This is a genomic window from Flavobacterium aquidurense, from assembly GCF_031458035.1.
In the GTDB taxonomy this organism is placed as follows: domain Bacteria; phylum Bacteroidota; class Bacteroidia; order Flavobacteriales; family Flavobacteriaceae; genus Flavobacterium; species Flavobacterium aquidurense_C.
In genome coordinates, this window is sequence record NZ_JAVDXR010000003.1 from 11347 (window position 1) to 32239 (window position 20893).

The 20893-nt window shown below is 35.6% G+C and carries 13 protein-coding genes; 1 reads left to right on the plus strand and 12 read right to left on the minus strand.

Annotated elements, in window-relative coordinates; genetic code table 11:
- Window positions 1–28: 28 nt before the first annotated feature.
- From J2X17_RS05530 to J2X17_RS05555, 6 genes are all read right to left on the minus strand, one after another.
- Complete coding sequence (locus J2X17_RS05530) at window positions 29–1600, minus strand: MFS transporter (protein ID WP_310295456.1); 1572 nt, start codon at window positions 1598–1600, stop codon at window positions 29–31.
- 3 nt (window positions 1601–1603) lie between these two features.
- Complete coding sequence (locus J2X17_RS05535) at window positions 1604–2668, minus strand: HlyD family secretion protein (RefSeq protein ID WP_310295458.1); 1065 nt, start codon at window positions 2666–2668, stop codon at window positions 1604–1606.
- 12 nt (window positions 2669–2680) lie between these two features.
- Window positions 2681–4018 carry a TolC family protein gene (locus tag J2X17_RS05540; protein WP_310295460.1) on the minus strand — a complete coding sequence of 446 codons (1338 nt, stop codon included), beginning with the start codon at window positions 4016–4018 and terminating at the stop codon, window positions 2681–2683.
- A gap of 249 nt (window positions 4019–4267) precedes the next feature.
- Entirely contained in the window at window positions 4268–5515 is a 1248-nt protein-coding gene (locus tag J2X17_RS05545) for a T9SS type B sorting domain-containing protein (protein ID WP_310295462.1), read from the minus strand.
- Window positions 5516–5688: 173 nt separating this feature from the next.
- On the minus strand, window positions 5689–11082 hold the full coding sequence (locus J2X17_RS05550) for a tail fiber domain-containing protein (RefSeq protein WP_310295464.1): 5394 nt from the start codon (window positions 11080–11082) through the stop codon (window positions 5689–5691).
- 161 nt (window positions 11083–11243) lie between these two features.
- Window positions 11244–12281, minus strand: coding sequence for a bestrophin family protein (locus J2X17_RS05555; protein ID WP_310295466.1), 1038 nt, complete (start codon window positions 12279–12281; stop codon window positions 11244–11246).
- A gap of 276 nt (window positions 12282–12557) precedes the next feature.
- On the opposite strand from J2X17_RS05555, the gene J2X17_RS05560 reads away from it, so the two are divergent.
- Window positions 12558–14999, plus strand: a complete 2442-nt coding sequence (locus tag J2X17_RS05560) for a histidine kinase dimerization/phosphoacceptor domain -containing protein (RefSeq protein WP_310295468.1) — start codon at window positions 12558–12560, stop codon at window positions 14997–14999.
- A gap of 123 nt (window positions 15000–15122) precedes the next feature.
- Here J2X17_RS05560 and J2X17_RS05565 read toward each other — a convergent pair whose 3' ends face one another.
- The 6 genes from J2X17_RS05565 to J2X17_RS05590 form a co-directional block, all read right to left on the minus strand.
- On the minus strand, window positions 15123–16061 hold the full coding sequence (locus J2X17_RS05565) for an alpha/beta fold hydrolase (protein ID WP_310295470.1): 939 nt from the start codon (window positions 16059–16061) through the stop codon (window positions 15123–15125).
- A gap of 318 nt (window positions 16062–16379) precedes the next feature.
- Window positions 16380–17225, minus strand: a complete 846-nt coding sequence (locus J2X17_RS05570; RefSeq protein WP_310295472.1) for an oxidoreductase — start codon at window positions 17223–17225, stop codon at window positions 16380–16382.
- 11 nt (window positions 17226–17236) lie between these two features.
- Window positions 17237–18349, minus strand: a complete 1113-nt coding sequence (locus J2X17_RS05575) for an alkene reductase (protein ID WP_310295474.1) — start codon at window positions 18347–18349, stop codon at window positions 17237–17239.
- Window positions 18350–18397: 48 nt separating this feature from the next.
- Window positions 18398–19354: a polysaccharide deacetylase family protein gene (locus tag J2X17_RS05580; protein ID WP_310295476.1), complete on the minus strand. Its 957-nt coding sequence runs from the start codon at window positions 19352–19354 to the stop codon at window positions 18398–18400.
- A gap of 36 nt (window positions 19355–19390) precedes the next feature.
- Window positions 19391–19864 (minus strand): nuclear transport factor 2 family protein, encoded by a 474-nt coding sequence (locus J2X17_RS05585; RefSeq protein WP_310295478.1) that lies wholly within the window; start codon window positions 19862–19864, stop codon window positions 19391–19393.
- Window positions 19861–20880 carry an MBL fold metallo-hydrolase gene (locus tag J2X17_RS05590; protein WP_310295480.1) on the minus strand — a complete coding sequence of 340 codons (1020 nt, stop codon included), beginning with the start codon at window positions 20878–20880 and terminating at the stop codon, window positions 19861–19863. Before J2X17_RS05590 ends, J2X17_RS05585 begins: the two co-directional genes overlap by 4 nt.
- Window positions 20881–20893 lie beyond the last annotated feature (13 nt).

Below are 20893 nucleotides of genomic sequence, written 5' to 3' on the forward strand. Positions count from 1 at the left end.
GATGCTAACTTGTATTCTATTTCAATAGTTAAATTGGTATCGGCTCTACTTCTACTTTTCCAATTGGCCTGCGCCAAAGTTTAAAAAGCAGAATTATAAAAATTGGAAAAAAACAAATGGCCGACATGACAAGATAAACATCCTTATAAGCCAGTAAAATCGCTGCTTGTGAAGTTTTACTGGAAAGTCCTTTTTCTGCTTTTTTCTGTGCTTCACTATCGGATAATCCCATGAACAAAAAATTTCTTTTGTAATTGGCCAGCTCTTTTTCTGCCTGCATGTTAGTCTGTGTCAGTTGCTGACTTAAACCTGTTTTGTGCTGTATGTTCATGTTAGAAATAAAAGTTCCTAAAATGGCTCCTCCTAACAATGATGCGAAAACGGCTTGCGCTATAATCCCGCTCATCATGCGGGATGTGCTCAATTTTGGAGGAATACCTTCGGAAATATAAAGCAATGAAACGGGAAATAGAAAACCAATTCCGAGTCCTTTAAAAACTAATGGAAGCACGAAATCTGAAGAATCAATTCCGGGGTAAAACCTGAAAAAGAGAATCAAATGATAAAATCCGTAACAGGCAAAGCCGAAAATCCAAATCGTGGCGAGATAGATGCGTTTGTATAAAAGATAGGTTCCAAGCGGAATGGAAATGCACAAACCAAGTAATATTGCAAGATGTGTCTGAGCTCCTAAAACCGAATCAAATCCCAAAATATTAGTCATAAAACCTGTCACAATACTGCCGGTTCCGTTCATTACGCCGATATAAAACATTAAAAAAGCGCCGATAACCACATTTTTATATTTGTAAACATCTGGATTAATTAATGGATCTTCTGTAAATCGTGCATGAAAGAGATAAAGTCCAAAGAGTAGAAATAAAACAGCAACTGCCAGTCCAATTTTAGAATCGCTGAACCAGTTTCGTGTTTGTCCTTCGGCACATAAAAAAAGAATGATGATAAAGCACAAAATCATAATAATCCAGCCTCTCCAGTCAAACTGAAATACTGGTGCTTTCATTGGCGCAACATCAGCTTTATAAAAATACCAGGCCAAACCAATGCCAACCAAAAAATTGACATTCAGAAAATAAATTCCGAAGGTCCAATTGTGCAGACTTGTAAATTGGGCTCCAAAATATTGATACAAATGCTGACTTCCTTTCTGAATAAACTGAAGGATTCCATACAACAAAGCCATATTAAAAACCGGATTGTATTTCAATAAAATTGGAACCATCGAAGCAAATATGCCAATAACAGAAGCTATAGCCAAAAGAGAGCGACAAAAAGTAAACCACTCAATTGTAGGTGCAAATAATGAAGCAGTATTAAATAGTAAGGATAAAAAACTAATCGATAAAATCATGGTACGAACCCTGATTTGCTTGCCCAATTTTAATCCTAAAGGCATAAAGGCCAGCATAGAAAAAATAGGAATATATACTGAATAAGTAAAAGCAGTAGTCGAAGGCCCAAAATGCCCAAGAATTTGAGAATTGTCGTAGGTGGTGACATTCAATCCGTTAAAAAAGGGAATCGTAAGGATGTATAGTCCTATGAGGGTAAAAACGCTTCCTTTTTTTCCTGCGATCATCTTTTATTTTTTTACATCAACGGTTACGTTCATTCCTGGTTTTACTTCCAGTAATTCTTTGGCGGAAGCCTCAAATTCAATTTTAACTGGAATTCGCTGTGTAATTTTCACAAAGTTTCCTGTTGAATTATCGGGTTCAACCATCGAAAATTTAGCGCCTGTTGCCGGAGAAAAACCCACTACTTTTCCTTTAAATTCTTTTCCGTCAAGTGCATCAATGGTAATGGCTACCTCCTGCCCTTGTTTTATTTTTTCGATTTGTGTCTCTTTAAAATTGGCCGAAATCCATAATTTTTGATTGAGGACAATTGTCGCAATGGTCTGATTGGCATTGATTAACTCCCCGATTGAAAGGTTGCGTTCACCTACATATCCGTCAGATGGCGCAATGATGTTTGTATATGACAATTGTAGTTTTGCAGCCTCGAGATCAGCTTTTTTTCTGGCGATTGTTGCTCTTCCCGCTTCAAGGTTTATGTTACTTTGTTTGGTTACGGAACCGCTGGCTTCCAATCCTTTTCGACTGGCTTTTACATACGCTTCTTCCGATTTCAATTTTGAAATGACCTGATCATATTGATTACGTGTTACCGCCGAATCGGCATACATGTTTTTGAATCGCTGATAATCTTTTTGGGCTTTCTCCAGACTTGCTAAATCACCAGCCAGTTTTTCTTCCCCAGATGCCTGATTTGATGCTGAGGTAGTTATATTTTGTTCTGCAGAGTGCAAGTTTCCTTCGGCTATAGCCAAATCAGCTTCGGCCTGCGCAACTTTAATTTTATATTCTGAATCATCTAAAATTACCAGCGTATCGCCTTTATGAACGTACTGATTGGCTTCAAACCTAATTTCTTTAATATGTCCTGTCGCTCTTGCGGCAACGCTGTTAATATAAGCTTCGACCTGAGCATTATTAGTGGTTTCATAATTTTTGAAATCAAAAAATAAGCTTAAAATCCATAAACCGCCTGCAATCAGAAAAATAAAAGACAGTACGGTTAATACCGTATTTCTTTTTTTTTCTTTTTTCTGAACTGCTTCATCTGGTACATTTTCTTCACTCATAATATCAAAATATTAAAGTTTTCCCATTGCATATTGAAGGGAATAATATTGAATAATTAAATCTAAATTAGCGTTAACCAATGAAATTCTTGAGTTATTTAACTGAAGTTCAGCATCAACTATTTCGCTAATCAGAGCAAAATCATTGTCATACCTGCTTTTTACAATTTTATAATTACTCATAGAAAGCTCTACATCTTTTTTATAGGTTTTGATGTTTTCCTTGCTTTCAGCATATCTTACATAAGCATTTTTAACCTCTGTACTAATTTGATCTTTAGTTACTTCCAATGCGATATTGCTTTTGTCAATTTCGAGTTTATCGCCTGAAACACGGTGTTTTAAAGTATAAAAGCTCGATACATCCCAACTTAAGGAAAGTCCTGCAGCCCAATAATTTAAAATATTTACATAACTGGGCCATTGCGCAGGATATTCTGTATTTAAAATTAGGTTGGCATTAATATTTGGACGAAAACCGCTTTTTGTCAGACTTAAAGAAGATTCTGAGATTTTAATGCCTACCTCAGCGCGTTTTATTTCTTCTCTGTTCAGAAAAGCTTCCTCTAAACTTTGCTGCAGATTTATATTTTCTGTGGGCAGCATACTTTCGGCAACTTCGGGTTTCAAAATAGTATTGGTTGGAAAGCCAATTAGTATGTCGAGATAATTACTGATTAATTCTATGGTATTGGTGCTTCGAAAAACGGAGACTTTAAAATTGGATTGCTGTAATTCGGTTCTTAAAAGATCACTTTTTAAATTCTGACCGTTATTGACACGCGATTTTAACTGACTGATACGCAAATCTGTATTGATAATGTTTTGTTTGGTTACCTCTATTTGACGGTATAATTTTTCGAGGGTAAAATATTGTTCTGTGATGGCGTTTTTAACATCGGCCTCGGTCATTTTTACAGCTGATTCCTGCATTTGATTGAGTAATTTTTGTTGCTCAATTCTTTCATTAATAGCACCTCCGCTATAGATTGGCATTGCCGAAACGATGTTGGCAAAGCCTGTATGATTAAAATAATCGACGGTAATATTGCTTTCATAAAAACCTTCGTAAAGTTTAGGATCTCCAATATAAGTATAGCCTGCGTTCACCCCGACACGAGGCAATTTAGCAGTTTTAGCCTGACTGAGATTTTCATTGGCTATAGCCAAATTTGTGTTTGCTATTTTAAGTTGCTTATTGTTTTGAAGGCCTAATAGTATTGCCTCATCAAATTTTATTATTTTGGCTGATGCAAGGCTTTCCTGAGCAAAACTTAAACTGATATTACAACATATCAGGACTAAAAAGAAATATTTTGAACCTAGATCTTTTGATTGCCAATAATTCATCTGATTGAATTCGTTTAATTTTTTTTTTATATGCGACTATTAAATGCAACCAATTCATTTTAAAATACTTCAATTAGAAACTTTGGACTGGGGCAAATTGAATTATTCAATGTATTCTGACATAAAAATAAATATTTATTTCGAGACCTTTGTTTAAAATGTTAAAATGTTTTAAAATAATTTAACAAATTCTTGTTTTTTTTTAAGACCTTAATAATAGCAATATCATCACATTTTTTACCTCAACTGTTAATAGCCTCTTTTAACATACAAATACCCTGAACGTTTCTTATAGGATTCACTTTCGCTTTTTCTGTACATAATGGTATAGAAATACGTATCCTGCCCCACTTTGATTCCGTCTTTATATCGTGTATTGTCTGAAGCTTTTCCTTCAAAAACATTTCCGTTTTGATTGTAGCCGTGCGTTTCATACACTTTATTTCCCCAACGGTCATAAATTGCCACTATATTGTCAGGATATTTTTCAATATTTTTGATGGTGAAAACATCGTTTACAGCATTGGCATCATCGGGAGACAAGGCGTTATAAACTACTAAATCATCGTTTGCACTTGAAATATTGGGCTGCAGATAATCCGGAACTCCATTTCCATCACTGTCTTTGGCATCATCAGGAAGTCCGTTACCATTTGGGTCAGCATTTTCATCTTTGGTTAGTATGCCGTCACCGTCATCATCATCATCTAAATAATCAGGAATACCATCTTTATCTGTATCGTTTGTTAAACCTTCGGCACTATCAAGTAAGCCGTCTTTATCACTATCTATAATTGTTGAAACATTTTTGATAACTCCAACACCAATTGCCTGTATTCCGACCTTCATGATTCCACTGAGTGTACTGTTTTCTGTGAGTCCGGATGCTCCTGCTGTTCCTAGGTTTTCCCAAGCTTTTCCGTTCCATCCCACAAGCCGTAATAGCGAAGCATCGGTAAATTCTACTCCGAAAAGTTGCGGTATAGAAACAGTTATGATTAATCCTTCACCAGTTCCGCGGATAGTCTGCCAGTCCCATTGTCCTGCGGTACTTACTGAAGATATTGGCGAAGCAACGGCAGTTATCGGATGAAATGAATTAGCATTTGTAGGATCTGCTGTTGTATTTGGATTACCAGCAATCCAGGCAACAGCATAAACATCTGAAGGATCTGAAGGCGCTGAAATTGAAAGACTTCTCAAATCAGTTCCGGAACCTACTGGAAACACAAAAGCCTCCGATCCGTATTTTTTGACGTAACCATTAACATGATGCGTATCATCAGCACCTATATAATTGCCACTCCCTATTGTCCATGAGTAATAGCCTGGTGCTGCAGTTCTCGCCGTGCCCCAGAAAGTACTGGTTTCAAAAGAAAATGGTCCAAAAATCCCCATTTCAACATGAGTGTCCAGATAATTCTGTGCCTGCAGCAAGGATGATGAGAACAGCAAAACGCAGATGATTATAGGGGAGAAATATATTTTTTTCATCATTTATTTATTTGTTTAATCGGTTAATTGTTAATTCGTTTAATCGGTAATTTGTTTAATCGCTGATTCGTTAATTCGGTTAATCACTTTAGAATCTAAAAAAACTCATAACTCATAACTCACAATTCATAACTCATAACTCACAATTCACAATTCACAATTCATAATTAAAAAAATCATTTTTTCTCCATCAACTGTTTCACCATTGTCTTCAACTCATCAATTTCTTTTTGCTGGGTGTCATTTTTACTTTTTTCTTCTTCAATTATTTTTTGCTGTTCCTGAATAGCTTTGGTCAAAACCGGAATAATCGCGTCATAATTCACCGCAAGTAATTTGTCTTTGTCCGTACCTTCAAATACCACTCCTTTTGGAAATATTTTTTGCAAATCCTGAGCAATAAAGCCTATTTCGTGCAAATCATAGTTATTGCTTTCCAATGTTCTTTTTTTGTCATAAGTCACAGGGTTCAATTGCATTACATCAGCAAGACCATTTTCTACTTTTGTTACATTCGTTTTAAGTCGTTCGTCTGATGTATTGGCAAAAGCACCATTTGAAGAAACCGTTCCTCTTAAATAGGTCATAATTGTGTTTGAATCGCCAATAGTAGTTGTATTAGATCCGTTTCCTGCAATTCCGGCGCCAATAACAATTTCATTTGATGCTGTAGAAGTACTTGCTACCGTATTTGCGCCTACATAAACAGAATTTGAACCATTATTACTGCCTGATCCTGCCCCAAAACCAAGTGCCGTATTGTTTTCACCGCTTGTAATATTATAAAGTGCATTAAACCCAAAAGCAGTATTGAACCTGCCTATTCCAGCCTGTGCTAATGCATTCATCCCAAAAGCGGTATTGTTGGCATTTGCGCTTCCATAAGCAGTAATAGATTTTGAACTGACATATACACCTGTATTGGTATTGTTGGAAGCGTCTTTTATTGGTTTTAAGGTATTATCAACTCCCCCATCAACAAAAAGACCGGTACTGCTACCAGTAGATACACTTCCATCAGCCATAAGGAATTGATCTCCGGTTCCGTTTGGAATTTTAAAACCTGCTGCCCTAACATTTCCGTTTACTTCTAATTTCTCTGTTAAACCTTCATAATCATTAAAACCAATGCTAAATAATCCTCCACCGGCGAGATATGATAAATTCGCAGGGGTATTTGGACTTCCAACATGAAAAGCATCTACAGCGAACATGTTATTTGGAGCAAAACCAATATCCTGAAAAGTCATCACAAGCGGATTAGCATCAGATGTTACTAAAGACAAAGGTGCTGTAGTTGAGGTACTACTTGTAACTATTGTTAATGAACCCGGAGCTACAGTGTTTCCTACAGTCAATTTTCCAGTAGTATTGCTCACCCGCATTCGTTCAATATTGTTCGCCTTAAAAACAAGGTCTTTATTATCGGTGGTTCCTATAAAATGGGTTCCGGGTGTTGTTCCTGCATTTCCATTAAGTGCCCATCCACTCGCAGATAAAGAACTTACACTACCGTCTGCCATCAAATATTGACTGTTAGTCCCATTTGGGACTTTAAAACCAGATGCCCTTACGTTTCCGTTTACTTCCAGCTTTTCAGTTAAATCAGTAAAATCAGCATATCCGAGATTAAGTATGCCTCCCTCAGACATCAGGGAAAGATTTGTTGGTGTGAAAGTAGTATTATCTCCTACGAAAGTTCTGATATTAAAATATTTGGAACTTCCAGATAATTTAGTTTGAAATTCCATAGTAAGAGGATTCTCCAGATCAGCGGTTTTTATCGTTATTGGAGTGCTATCGGTAGTACCACCTTCAGGCACTATATACAATGATCCGCCACTATTAGGATCAGCAATGTCACCTATATAAAATCGGCCAGAATTAGACCCCATACGCCAGCGCTCCCTATTATTCGTTTTAAAAATGATATCAAAATTGTTTGTAGATCCAATAAAATTTGCGGCTGTTATTTCATTTCCATTAAGGGACCATTCACTTGAAAATGAACCTGTAGAGGTACTGCCATCAGCCATAAGAAATTGGCTCGAAGTCCCGTTTGGTATTTTAAATCCTGTTGCTCTTACATTTCCATTTACTTCCAGTTTTTCGCTTAAACCCGTAAAATCTTTTTTTCCAATACTAATTATTCCGCCATCAGGCTGCATGGATATATTTCCTGGAATATTTAAGAAATTAGTGCTGTCATAAACATAAGAATTTATATCCAGATAATGAGTTTCTGTTCCTGATCCAAAAACACCAAATGTTGTAATAAAAGGATTAGCCTCACTTGTTGTTATCTTTACAGGAATATTTTTAGATAACTCCGTGGTTGTATTTATTCGCAATGAAGTTGGGCTTGCAGAAGTTCCTATTTCCACTTGTGGAAGTGATTGATTTATGCGCATTCGCTCAGTATTATAAGCTTTAAATACTAAGTCCTTATTATTAATAGTCCCAATAAAATCGGTATCATTTATATCATTTCCCAATTTTGACCAACCACCAGATGCTGTTTTATGTACAAAAGATGTAGTAGCGATTGAGTTATCATTATCATTTATTGCTGCTTCGACAGCCTGAGCATCACCCGTAAATACCGGCGAATTTAAAGGAGCATAAACAATATTATCATAACTCACTGTGGTGCCGGCCATTCTTACCAAACCTGTACCGTTTAATTGAGTCTGACTGCTTAATTTAGCATTTATACCCGCATTTATACTTGCCTGGGCTGCACCCGCTAATGTTCCAATGTTTCCATAAGCATTATTATCAGTTATTTGCGAAGCTCCGTTTAATTTGTCCGCTTTTAAGTTCAAAGCGGTTTGTTGAAGTGTAGAAACTGGTTTATTAACATCGCTTGTATCATCTGCATTTCCTAATCCTACCTGAGCTTTGGTTACACCATGCGGATTACTTTTATTATTGATATGGGCAATATTGGCATCTGATACTGATTTCAATAAATTGGAAGTTGGTACTAAAGTCGTAGATGACGAAATAACGCCATCGAGTTTTACCATTCCTTCCTGAATAGTCGTTGCAGACGGATATTGTTTTTCTATTACTACCCAACACGTTCCGTCAAATTTGATTATATCTCCTTTAAGAATATTGGTTGAAGTACACATATTGGTATATTTTACTGGACTTCCGCTTGCAACTGTAACATCGTAAGTCCAACCTTTTTTAGCTGTTGCTGCACCTACAAGTGTGGGTGTATTTGTTGCAGCATTCCAAACCCCTTGATATTGCTGTAAACTGGCAACGGTTTCATCTACATATTTTTTATTGGTTAAATAATTGTCCGCTATGGGTGCTGAGCCAGAAGCTACGGGACCTGTAAATATGGTTTCGTCAATACCGCCATTAATTTGTTCATACTGATTTCTTAAAACATCGGCTACGAGATAAGCCGTAAACAAAATAGCAGGATTTGCAGGATCTACACTAAAAGCTTTACCAATCCTGACACCAAAAGGCAAACTAGAAGGATCAGCAGTAAAACTTCCGCCGGTACCTAAAAAAACTGATCCGTTTTGAGCATAGGACGAAGTATCGACATTGTACGAAATATAGCGTAAGTAAACCTTACATGGCGCTCCTGCCGGAACATTATCTACTATTACTCCCTCAAATCGTGCTGTAGCAGCATTGCCAGCATCTGCGATAGCTATAGTAGTATTATTAGAACCATCAACACCTTTTATATAAACTGCGACTGGTGTGCTTGCACCAGAAATTGCTGCACCCGAATCATTTATAGCATCATAATAATCTAACTTAACATCTCCCTCAAGTAACATTCTATTCCATCCTGTACTTGTTTTCAAATATTGTCCTTCGCGGGAACTTCCTGACACATCCGTTTGATAAACCTGCAATCCTGTTGGTGGCGTAGTAATTAAATCGCGTTGCTCTTTTGTTTGCCTCGGCATTAAAACTCCCTTAGTTGTACTTTGCACGTTTAATACTGCCGAATTATTATCTATAGCATCACCAGCTAAAACATTTCCTTTGTCGGTAATACGAACGGCTTCGGTATCGACACCTGTAGCTGTTTTTACTTTGAATGAAAGCTGCCCTTTTCCTTTATCATCACCGGTTTGAGCCGTAATACTAGCAGCAGCATAACCTGCTCCATTTTCATCGTTTGTAAATTGAAGCGCATTTACCGGAGCGTTCGTTCCGGTTACTTTATTATTCAAATTGATGTTGCCACCAATAATTACGCTCCCGTCAGGATTCAAACGTGTAGGATTCGTTGCTGTAGTACCAATAAAATCTAGACTTTTACCATCTAATGTGACTTTTCTATTATCCGTTAGCGTACCATCTTTGTTATAAATATTTCCTGCCGAAGTAATCTGGTCATCAACATAACCTTTATTGGCAATTGCCAACGGGTCAGTGATTGTGTTCCCCTTAATATCCGGAACTTTTGCAACTCCTGTAAAAACAGGTGAATTTACAGGTGCTTTCAAATCCAGTTCTTTTCGTACCGCATCTTCTGATGGTGCCGTAGTGGTATTGTTCAGTAAAATTGATTGTGAAATCAAACCCGTTTTAGCTTCAGTAACGATGACATCTACATATTCTTTTGTCGCTATTGTTTTGCCGTCACTTGTTGTTGTTGGCGTTACTGCACGGGCAATACCTGTAAACGTTGGCGAATCTTTTGGGGCTTTCAAAGCCAAAGCATCGTAAACTGCATTTTCAGAAGGTGCTGTAATAGTCTTACCATCTATTATGGTTTGAGAAACTAATGCTATTTTGGCTTGTCGTATTTCATCGTCAACGTAGCTTTTATTGACAATGGAATTATCTGAAGAGGTTATATTGATTGGAATAGTTTTTGGAGTCCCGGTAAATAAAGGTGATACAAGAGGTGCCTTTTTGTCTAATTCAGCTTGCAGTCCTTTTATGTCAGCTAGTGAAACATCCTCTCCCTTAACAACCAAACCCTTTTCATCATAAGTAATTTTAGTTTTTATTCCCGGAATTATTTTAGGATTACTATCTACTTTCTTGTCAATTATATTTTCAATAACTGAATATGGAATTGTTTTTAACACACCGGTTATCTTGTCAATAACCACAAAATCACCCTGAACAGTATCTCCAGCACCGAGTCCTTTAATAGCAAAAGTATTGATAGCTGTTGTTGTTAAAACCGTAGGCTGATTTAAAACACCGCCCAGCTTAACTATGCCGTTTAAATTGGTCAAACCGTTTTCTGCAGAAAGTAATCCTGTAACGGTGGATGAGCTAACGCCAATCCATTTTGTGCCGTCATTATAATAAAATCCGGGGCTTAATCCTTTTGCTGTTGCAGTATTGTAAACAATCATACCTGCAACATGCTGTGCAAGTGGCGCTGAAAGTGAAACATTAGTCAATGGCAGGCGGGGCAAAAGAAATCCTGTATTTGTCGATTCTATTTCTAAAATCGCCGATGCGTTAATTATTGTAGGATTATTTCCAATCTTTATTTGGGCAGATACTGTTTGAAAAATTAGAAGTATAAATACACTCCACTTTACCGTTTTTGTAGTGATTTTCATTTATTCAGCTTTATTATAATTAATACCTTTTTTAATAAAATCCGTTGAAATTCTAGCTTAAAATTACTTATTTTTTTAACACAAAATAGAATTATATCTCTATTTATTAAAGCTTTATACTATAAAAATTTATTATTTTTGGAACTCTTTAACACTTTCAATTACATCAAAATTCCATTCTGGGCAACTATAGGTTTCGGAATTTCTTCGTCTCTTATCATTTGCTTCAAATCAATTTCGATAGTCCGGCAAAGAGAAAGCATCGGAATATCATTTCCTAAACCTCCAAATGGGTTTTCAGAATAGTCTCCCACCATTTCCATCAGTGAAAAAATCCAGGAAATAATAGTAACTACAGGAATAAACAACCAAACATTATAAGGTCCCATTTTGTCAAATTCTGCAATCAGGCCAAAAGGAAGTAAAATGATAAAAATCCAAACAAAAACATTACTCGCATAGGCATACAAACGAGGCAAAGGAAAATTTTTGATTCTCTCTGCCTTACCCTGCTCCTCGTAAAAATTATTGAGAAGGTTCTGTAATTGAGCATGATAAAAATCATTAATAACATTCATTTTTCTGAGCTCCAGTAAATGTTGCGACTGCAGATCTATAATATGTGTGGCCTTATTGGTAAATTGTTTCAACTCTTCATGCTCATCATAATCGAGATGTTTTTCTACTATTTCCCTGGTAAAATTATCTTCAAGCATACTAATGCCAAATTTTTCCAATATTTTCCGGCTTCTTTTCGCAATGCGGGTTCCCAGACTAATATGCTCCCATGTAGTTGGTATTAAAAGTTGTGCCCGAAAAGCATAGGCGTAAGCAATATTTCTATAAACTAATTTCTTAAGGATAGCGTTTATTTCTTCCTCCGATAGTTTATTCACCGAAATTTGATTGTTGATATAGCTTTTTGTGGTAATGCCCCACATACGGCTAATATTTAATAAGGTTCCCCAAATTTTTCGCGCTTCCCAAATTCTATCATATGACTGATTGTTTTTAAAACCTATATAAAAAGACACTGCTGTACCAATAATTCCAACGCTGACCCACGGAATTGAAATCCATCTTATATTGAGGTATTCATAAGAAAAGAAAATCATAAATGCCCAGCTTACAATCAGTGCTAAACTGCCGCCGCTGAATTTTATTAATGATTTTATATGGAAACGATTATTTACAAACATAAGCTCCTGATTCTCTAGTTTCTAAAAATAAAAATCTTACATCTTATAAAGATAAAAATATGCAGAATAGAATGATGCAGTTTTTTAATGTTTCTATAAATTTAATTGCAACCTATTTAAAATTAGACTTTTACAGAAACATACTTAGAAATAGATGTTACCAATCTTCTATAATTCCATTTAAATAGTATTTTATTAATAATATTCTTAAATATATTAGTTTATTTCTATATTTGATTGATCATAAATCACACAATTACAAATACTTAGAAAAACATGAAGCAATTATACTGTTTTTTACTTCTGCTGTTTATTTCTTTTCCCTCATTTTCTCAGGCACCATCCTCAACTGCCAATTATAATCTGGCGAAAAAACGATTGTTAATTCAGTTATGCAGCTCCTTTCTTTACGCAACATATCAAGGGAAAATTGATGAGGACAGCGCAACCGTTTTGGCTGTAAAAATTTATAAATTACCACTTTTGCTAAGTTATGATGAAGGTTTTTATGATGCTTCAGATAAAACTTTTTTAAGTGGAAGTGCATTATTAGAAAAAGGAAATGTAACGCCGTTCAATAAAATTTTAGCCAAAACAAAAGAAACAACCAAAATAAAATTACTGCTTTTACTTGGCAATTTTTATCTTTTTAAACCAGGAGCAAAACCACAAAATCTTCAGAATGCATTATACAATATAAATGAAGCGCTCAAAATCAGTAATGAGCTTAAAATACAAAAATGGCAGCATCAAAGTGTAATGCTGCTCGGAAAATATTATGCCAAAGCACATAATTTAGATGAAAGTAAAAATTGCTTTACCAAAGTTGTAAACGAATGCCGAAAAAACAATGATCAAAAAGCCCTCGCGGACGCATTAGCCAATCAGGCACAGTTTCTTCCTGTTTTTGATCCTCAAAAAGAAATAATTCTAAATGAAGTTATAAAGCTTTACAGTACGTTAGGATTAGAAGAAAAAATGATAGTAAATTATCTAAAGATCGTTGTCATTCATTATTATTCGGGAAATTTAAAGTTAGCGCTTAAAGGATTTTATCAAAGTTTGTATTATCAGCGAAAAGCCGGTTTTAAGCACGTTCATTTTACCGAAGCCACGATCTCTTACATTGAACTTTTACAAAACAATACAAAAAGCGCCTTGTATTATGCTTTAAAGAGTATAAAAACAATGGAAGCAATTAATGACTATAATTTTGCAGACGATTTTTACCTTCGTCTTGGCAATGTTTATCTAACGCTTGGTCATTTTGAAGAAGCCAAAGTAACTTATGAAAAAAGTATTCAAGCAGGGCAAAAAGGCAGTAATACCGGTGGTTGGTATAAAAGTTTTGCGAGTCTCGTGTCTGCTTTATCTTTAAAAGGAAAAGATCAGGAAGCTATAGATTATATTAACTCGATTACAGCAAAATATCCCCCACCAAATCTTTTTGATAAAATGGTTTTGGCTAATACCAAAGCACTATGTTACGACAAACTGAATAATTTTGTCCTGGCAGAAAAGAATTTTAAAGAAATGGATAACTGCGCACAGCAGATTTTAGCACCCGAAACTGTAATTGATATTTTAAACCTGTATTCTAACATGACTGCTTTTTATGCATCTAGATACAAATTAAAAGAAGCTAAGTTCTACGCCGATAAAGTTTCAGCTATAGCAAAATTGTACAAACACAATTATAGTTCTGAGAAACTTGAAATTTCATTATCCAAAATTGATTCTTTGGAAGGTAATTATTCTTCGGCCTTAAAACACTATCAGATTTATAAAAAGATAAATGATAATTTGGTTAATTTTTCTAAAAACAAAGAAATTGAAGAACTTAAAATTCAATACGAAACGCAAAATAAAGAAAAGGAAATTAAGCTCTTAAACAATCAATCAGAATTACAAAAAAGCGAACTGCATAAATCACAACTTTTAAATTATTTAGCAATTGGAAGCTCTGCTTTATTTTTAATTACTATCGCATTGTTATTTAACCGATACCGTTTAAAACAGCGAAATCACCATAAACTTGAACTCAAAGAGAAAGAAATCCATAAAAAAAACATCAATTTAAGGCATTTACTCGATGAAAAAGAATGGCTTTTGAAAGAGATTCATCATCGGGTAAAAAACAATCTTCAAACGGTTATCAGTCTTCTAAATTCACAATCCGCCTATTTGGAGAATGATATGGCTTTATCAGCAATTAAAAATAGTCAGCACAGGATTCATTCAATGTCCCTGATTCATCAAAAACTATATAATTCTGAGAATATTTCGACGATTAATATGCCCAATTATATCAGGGAATTGGTCGAATATTTAAAAGAATCTTTTAGTACCGGACAGAGAATTCGATTCGAAATTAATGTCGCACCTTTAGAGCTAGATGTTGCGCAAGCCGTTCCGTTGGCACTTATTTTAAATGAAAGCATTACGAATTCAATCAAATATGCTTTTCCGGATGATCGTACGGGAATGATTAATGTGACATTAGAAAAAGTAAAAGACAGTTATTATATACTCACTATTTCAGATAATGGAATTGGCTATAATACTAATGTTAGCCCTGAAAGAAAAAATTCTTTTGGAATGAGTCTGATAAAAGGTTTAAGTGATGATTTGGAAGGAAAACTTTCAATAGAAAATCAAAACGGAACGGTTATAAAAATTGAATTTTTGGCTGAATTTCTAATGGATAAAAATAAATAAATTCCAAATTTTAAAAATTCCAAATTCCAATTTAATAACAAACCTGATAATTCTTAAAACCGATCGGGCTTGGTAAACTCAAAAATTGGAATTTGGAATTTCTTTTTTGGAATTTTTTAATAATTATTTTGTTTCAAGGAAGAAATCCAATAAGCCTTTTTGAACTGCTTCGGTATTTTCCTGTACAATCCAGTGTCCTGAATTTGGAATATTAGCTTCATGAACATCGTTGGCTACAAGCTTGGTATGGTCTTTTAAAAATGCTGCCGCAAAATACTGGCCGCCCATTGTAAGAACCGGCATTTTTAATTTTGTTTTCATGAATTCAACATTATCTTTCCCATCTTGTGCAAAAGCACCGAACCAATGAAAACTTCCGGTTGTTGCGCCCTTAACAGCATATGCACGAATAAATTCAGCTGTTTCTTCTTTTGTAAATGCGTCTTTTTTATTGGCAACTACAGGCCAGAATCCGGTTAAGAATTCTTTTTCTTTTCCTGCCACAATGCTTCCGGAAGGCGCCCAGCTAAAAAATCCAAACCACCATGCTGACGCAGAAACCTGAGACCAAACGGGTTCAATTCCAGGTAGCAAAGCATCCATTAAGGCTAATTTTTTAACTTCGTCAGGATATTGCGCAGCATAAGCGTAAGCTACCATCAACCCTATATCGTGTCCTGCCAAATTGATGTTTTTATATCCTAGTTTTTTTACCAATTCATGAATATCGGTTGCCATCGTTTTTTTGTCGTAACCGCTTTCTGGTTTACCTGACTCTCCAACTCCTCTTAAATCCGGTGCAATCACTGTAAAATGTTTTGAAAGTTCTGGTAAAAGTCTGTTCCACATATACCAGTTTTGACCAAAGCCGTGTATTAAAACTAATGGCTCTCCTTTTCCTCCAATTACATAGTGAATATCAACATTGTTCACGTTTATTGTTGCGTGTTTAAAGTTTGCAGGAGGATTTGCTGCTTTAACTGTTTTATTTTGTGCTGGTGCCGTAGTACCAACTAAAAGTGCTGCTGTAATCATTGCTAAATTTTTAATTATTGTTTTCATTTTTATGTTGTTGTTAAATATTTATCGGACAAATTTACAATAACGGAACGATCGTTCCGTTATTATTTTTGTTAATATTCAGTTAAAAGCAAAATGTTGAAAAAATAAAAAAGCAAAAAGTGAGTGATGACAGGGTTTTTTGGGCATTTTTTCTATTTGAAAATTTCCGCGCTTATATAAATAACACAGTAAAAAGCTACAATTTATTTCAATTAAGAGGGCACTTCAATAAAAAAATAAACCCAAACTTCATAAATTATATGAAATTCGGGTCTTCAGTTTTAACCTAAACAATTAAAGTCCAATAAAATATGTTGATTAATTTTGAAAATCTGTCGAGAAAGTAAGCTCTTTAGTGGCTTCAATTTCATTTTTAAGAGAGTCAATTTTATAATTCGCAAATTGGTATGCATCAGATCCTGTCAACAAATGAAGCGGCGGTTCTGCCAATTTACTTACGTCAATAATTAATGCTGCAACTTTTTCAGGATCACCCGGTTGTTTTCCCGGCAAATCTTCCTGATGTGAGCGTACTGACTCACGTATTCCTGTATAAGCGTCGATTGGTGCAGCTGATGAAATTAATGAAGTGCTGTTTAAAAAATTTGTTCGCACATAGCCGGGCTCAATAAGCGTAACTTTTATCCCGAAAGGTTTTACTTCCTGGACAAGGGCTTCAGAAATGGCTTCAACCGCAAACTTGGTACTGCAATAAATTCCCCAACCTGCTCCGGCAAGCAATCCAAATACTGACGAAATATTAATTACATGTCCAAATTGAGCCGCTCGCATATGCGGTAAAATAGCTCTGGTAACATTCAGCAAACCAAACACATTAACATCAAAATTGGCTCTAACTTCGGCATCAGAGCTTTCTTCAATTCCGCCAATTAAACCATATCCTGCGTTATTGACCAAATAATCAATAGTTCCAAATTGTGCCAAAGTTTTCTTTACAGCTTCTTTTACACTTGACTCATCCACTAAATCAACCTGCAATGGAAGGAATTGTGCTGATGAAACACCAACAACTTTTTTAAGTGCTTCGGTATTTCTGGCTGTTGCAGCCACATTATAACCTTGTTCTAATAATTGTTTTACTAAAATAAGTCCGATTCCCTGAGAAGTTCCGGTAATAAACCATGTTTTTTCTTGATTTTTCATAATCTTTTAATTTATGTTGTTTGAATAAAAGGGTAATCTGTATAACCTCTTGCTGTACCTCCTCCAAATAAAGTATGATTGTCTGAAATCTCATTTAAGCGCAGATTCTGTTTCACTTTGGCAGGATAATCAGGATTGGTTAAAAATTTTCTGCCAAAACCAATTAAATCAGCTAAATCTTCCTGAAGTAATTGCTCTGCTTCTTCCGGCGTTTTATTTCCTGTAGCAATAATTGTATTCTTAAATGTCTTCCTCAGCTGAATTCTAAAATCAATTGGAATGGAAGGTGCGTCATCCCAATCAGCCTCACAAAGATGAATGTAAGCCAGATCGAGTTTATTTACTTCTGCGGCTGCAAGCATTATAGTCTGCAAAATTTCCGGATCACTCATATCCTTAAAACTGATGAAAGGCGAAAGTCTTATTCCTGTTTTTTCTTTTCCGATTGCCTGCGCTACTTTTTTTGCAATTTCAATCAGAAAACGAATTCTGTTTTTTGGTGTTCCGCCGTATTCATCAGATCTTTTATTACTATTGCTTCGCAAAAACTGATCAATTAAATAACCGTTTGCGCCATGAATTTCAATACCATCAAAACCTGCTGTAATGGCATTTTTAGCCCCCTGTACAAATTCTTTAATGACGTTTTCAATATCGGTTTTGCTCATTTCTCTGGGTTCATCAACCGGAACAAAAGTTGCATCTCCGTTTGGAGCTCCATCAAATACATAAACACTAGTGTCCTTTGCCATTAAAGCAGAAGGGGCTATAGGCTGTAATCCGTTCACTTTAAAACTGCTTACTCTCCCCACATGCCATAACTGCAAAATTATTTTACTGCCCTTTTTATGGACGGCATCTGTTATTAATTTCCAGCCTTCTATCTGTTGCGGACTATAAATCCCGGGAGTATTGGCATATCCTTTTCCCTGTAAAGAAACCTGTGTCGCTTCTGTAATGATTATGCCAGCGGTGCTGCGCTGCCCATAATACTCGGCCATCAGCGTATTTGGAATATCGCCTGGTTGTGAAGCTCTTGAACGAGTCATTGGAGCCATTAAAAATCGATTTTTTAATATCTGTCCGCTTAAATTGTACTCCTCAAATAATTTTTGATACTTCATTTTGATGGTTATTTTAAAAAATTAAATAATCAATTTTTGAGGAAATCATTATTCCCGAATGATGTTCTTATCTGCATAAGCCATTTGGGCAATTTCATCTTTTCTTTTAAAACTAACTCCCTTATGTTTTTGAATGTAGGAGAGGATTTCTGTAGTTGCAGCAACCATTTGAGGCGTTCCTCCAATACGATCATGAAAACTTATTGACATTTGCCGGCGCTTTTTTTCTGATTCTTTGTAGAGCTGATCAAATTCTAAAATAACCTGGCGTGCAAACTGATCTGCACTGAAATTTTTTCCTTCTATCAATACAATATCGTTGCAGCGAATAGTGTATGGAACCACTGCAAAATCATTTCCTTTTACTTTTAATAAAAACGGCTCATCGCGACTTAAATCATCGATATGATATTTAAATCCAAGTTCCTGCAAAATTTCAAGTGTGTTTGTTCCGCGTCTTAACCAATTTGCATTATATCCGACGGGTTGAAAACCGGTTACTTTTTTAATAGCATCAGCACCATCTTTGATGAATTGTTTTTCAGTTTCATACGGCATTGAATATTGAGTTGTCCAATCCATACCATGGGCGGCGGCTTCATGACCTCTTTCTACAATTTCTTTGGCGAGATCCGGATTTTTTAATACCGCTGATCCTACCATATGCGAGGTAATTTTGACACCAAACTTATCCCAATTGTCCAGCATTCTCGGAATTCCTTCTTTGTACCCATACTGATACCAGGTTTCGCCTGGAAGATCCGTAAATCCTTTTTGCATATTCTGCGGAAACGGACTCTCGGCATTTACAGGCTGGCCTCCCGCTTCAAACTGCATCGATAGCGATACAACCAAACGTGATCCGTCAGCCCATTTGGTATTAGAATCTTCTGGATTAGCTAGTGTATTTGTTTTTAAATCACTTGCCAGCAGTGTACTCGTTGGCAGTAATCCGGCAAGCCCTACAAGACTTGCCTGTTTAAGAAATGTTCTTCTGTCCTTCATGTTAATATTTTTAGGTTTTTAGCCTTCATTATTATTTCATTTCAGTACTTTTTCAATAATTAGAGTCTCTTCATAAAGTGAAAATTTGCTTATCAGATTATTTTCAACTGTTATATGTATAGCAAGAGGCATTCTAAAATGTTTGCCATTTTTTTTCACCGTTCTTTCGACAAAACCAAAAACGGCTACTTCATTTCCTCTCAACAAAAAAGATTGTGCTTCGAGTTTTTCACTTCCATCAACAAAATAACTAAAGAGGGTTGTAAACAATTCTGCAATTTCTGCTCTCTTAGAACGATGTCCTGTCCATGGCATGTATTTCGATTCAAATATGTACCAATCGACCTTTTCTGAAACCATAGAGGAAATTTTTTCAGGATCTTTCGCACCAATATAGCCAAAGAACTTCTCTACGGTTTCTTTTGTTTTTATTTCTTCATCTGTAAATTGTTGTCCATATACTGAAAAATTCAGCAATAGAATTACTAGCATTATATATATCTTTTTCATTTTTTACCACCATTTTCTTTAATGTCTTTGTATGCATTTGGAACGTTAAAATTAAAATGAAGCCAATTGAATAGTTCATAGCCTTTATCATACTCTTTCATGGTTACAGCGGCTTTGGTTTCCTCTAAAGTCAGTCCTTTTTTAACCGCATTTTCAACATTTGTTTTTAAGGCTTCAACATAATCAATCGTATATTTAATTCCGGCTTTATTGGTAACTCGGCCATGACCCGGAACAACGATGTCATTGTCTCCTATCATATTATAAATTTTGTTGAGGTTGTTTACAGGTTCCAGAAAATAACCATCAAACAGCCACGGAATCGTCGGACTTTCCCCAATAAACGGATTTCCGGCCCATAAAACATTTCCCTTTGGAGATTTCAAATACACAAAAAGATCTGCCGGAGATTGCGCCGTTCCTACATTTATTACTTCGATAATATTTCCTTTCCCCATATCAATTTTCATGGATTGATTAATAGCAATCGTAATATCCGCCGGGCGATAAACACTTTCTTCTATTCCTCTTCCTTTGCCGAAAAGCATGATCATAAACTGTTTGATGTTGTCGTAATTTTTAGAAAGGTTTTCCTTTGCAAATTCATTCTGAATTACAATGGTTTCTTTTGGAAGCAAATAATTTCCAAAACAATGATCGCCATGATCGCTGGTGTTTATAGCATAAATTATCGGCTTGTCTGTTACACTTCTGATCAATTTATAAAGCTGATCGTAAAGTCTTTTACACAACATGGTTTCGATAAGCAAAACACCTTTGTCGCCCACAATAAACCCTGCTGAAGTTGCTTGTGCAATTCCTTTTGATGTTTCAGCTTCTACTGTTTCCGGTGCAACAGAGTACACATTTTCTGAAATTTTATGCAGTTTTAAAGTGACTTTATTGGCATCCCAAATTGGGACATGATCCGGCATTGGAAACTGCGCATGTGCATTGATGCTGATAAGAAGCAACAGCGTAACAGCAAATGCTGAAATTATTTTTTGAGTTTTCATAATTTATCTTTTA

What these genes read in the sequence shown, in the direction of transcription:
- J2X17_RS05530 (WP_310295456.1), bottom strand. Translation starts at nt 1,600, where the DNA reads ATGATCGCAGGAAAAAAAGGAAGCGTTTTTACCCTCATAGGACTATAC.
- J2X17_RS05535 (WP_310295458.1), bottom strand. Translation starts at nt 2,668, where the DNA reads ATGAGTGAAGAAAATGTACCAGATGAAGCAGTTCAGAAAAAAGAAAAA.
- J2X17_RS05540 (WP_310295460.1), bottom strand. Translation starts at nt 4,018, where the DNA reads ATGAATTATTGGCAATCAAAAGATCTAGGTTCAAAATATTTCTTTTTA.
- J2X17_RS05545 (WP_310295462.1), bottom strand. Translation starts at nt 5,515, where the DNA reads ATGATGAAAAAAATATATTTCTCCCCTATAATCATCTGCGTTTTGCTG.
- J2X17_RS05550 (WP_310295464.1), bottom strand. Translation starts at nt 11,082, where the DNA reads ATGAAAATCACTACAAAAACGGTAAAGTGGAGTGTATTTATACTTCTA.
- J2X17_RS05555 (WP_310295466.1), bottom strand. Translation starts at nt 12,281, where the DNA reads ATGTTTGTAAATAATCGTTTCCATATAAAATCATTAATAAAATTCAGC.
- J2X17_RS05560 (WP_310295468.1), top strand. Translation starts at nt 12,558, where the DNA reads ATGAAGCAATTATACTGTTTTTTACTTCTGCTGTTTATTTCTTTTCCC.
- J2X17_RS05565 (WP_310295470.1), bottom strand. Translation starts at nt 16,061, where the DNA reads ATGAAAACAATAATTAAAAATTTAGCAATGATTACAGCAGCACTTTTA.
- J2X17_RS05570 (WP_310295472.1), bottom strand. Translation starts at nt 17,225, where the DNA reads ATGAAAAATCAAGAAAAAACATGGTTTATTACCGGAACTTCTCAGGGA.
- J2X17_RS05575 (WP_310295474.1), bottom strand. Translation starts at nt 18,349, where the DNA reads ATGAAGTATCAAAAATTATTTGAGGAGTACAATTTAAGCGGACAGATA.
- J2X17_RS05580 (WP_310295476.1), bottom strand. Translation starts at nt 19,354, where the DNA reads ATGAAGGACAGAAGAACATTTCTTAAACAGGCAAGTCTTGTAGGGCTT.
- J2X17_RS05585 (WP_310295478.1), bottom strand. Translation starts at nt 19,864, where the DNA reads ATGAAAAAGATATATATAATGCTAGTAATTCTATTGCTGAATTTTTCA.
- J2X17_RS05590 (WP_310295480.1), bottom strand. Translation starts at nt 20,880, where the DNA reads ATGAAAACTCAAAAAATAATTTCAGCATTTGCTGTTACGCTGTTGCTT.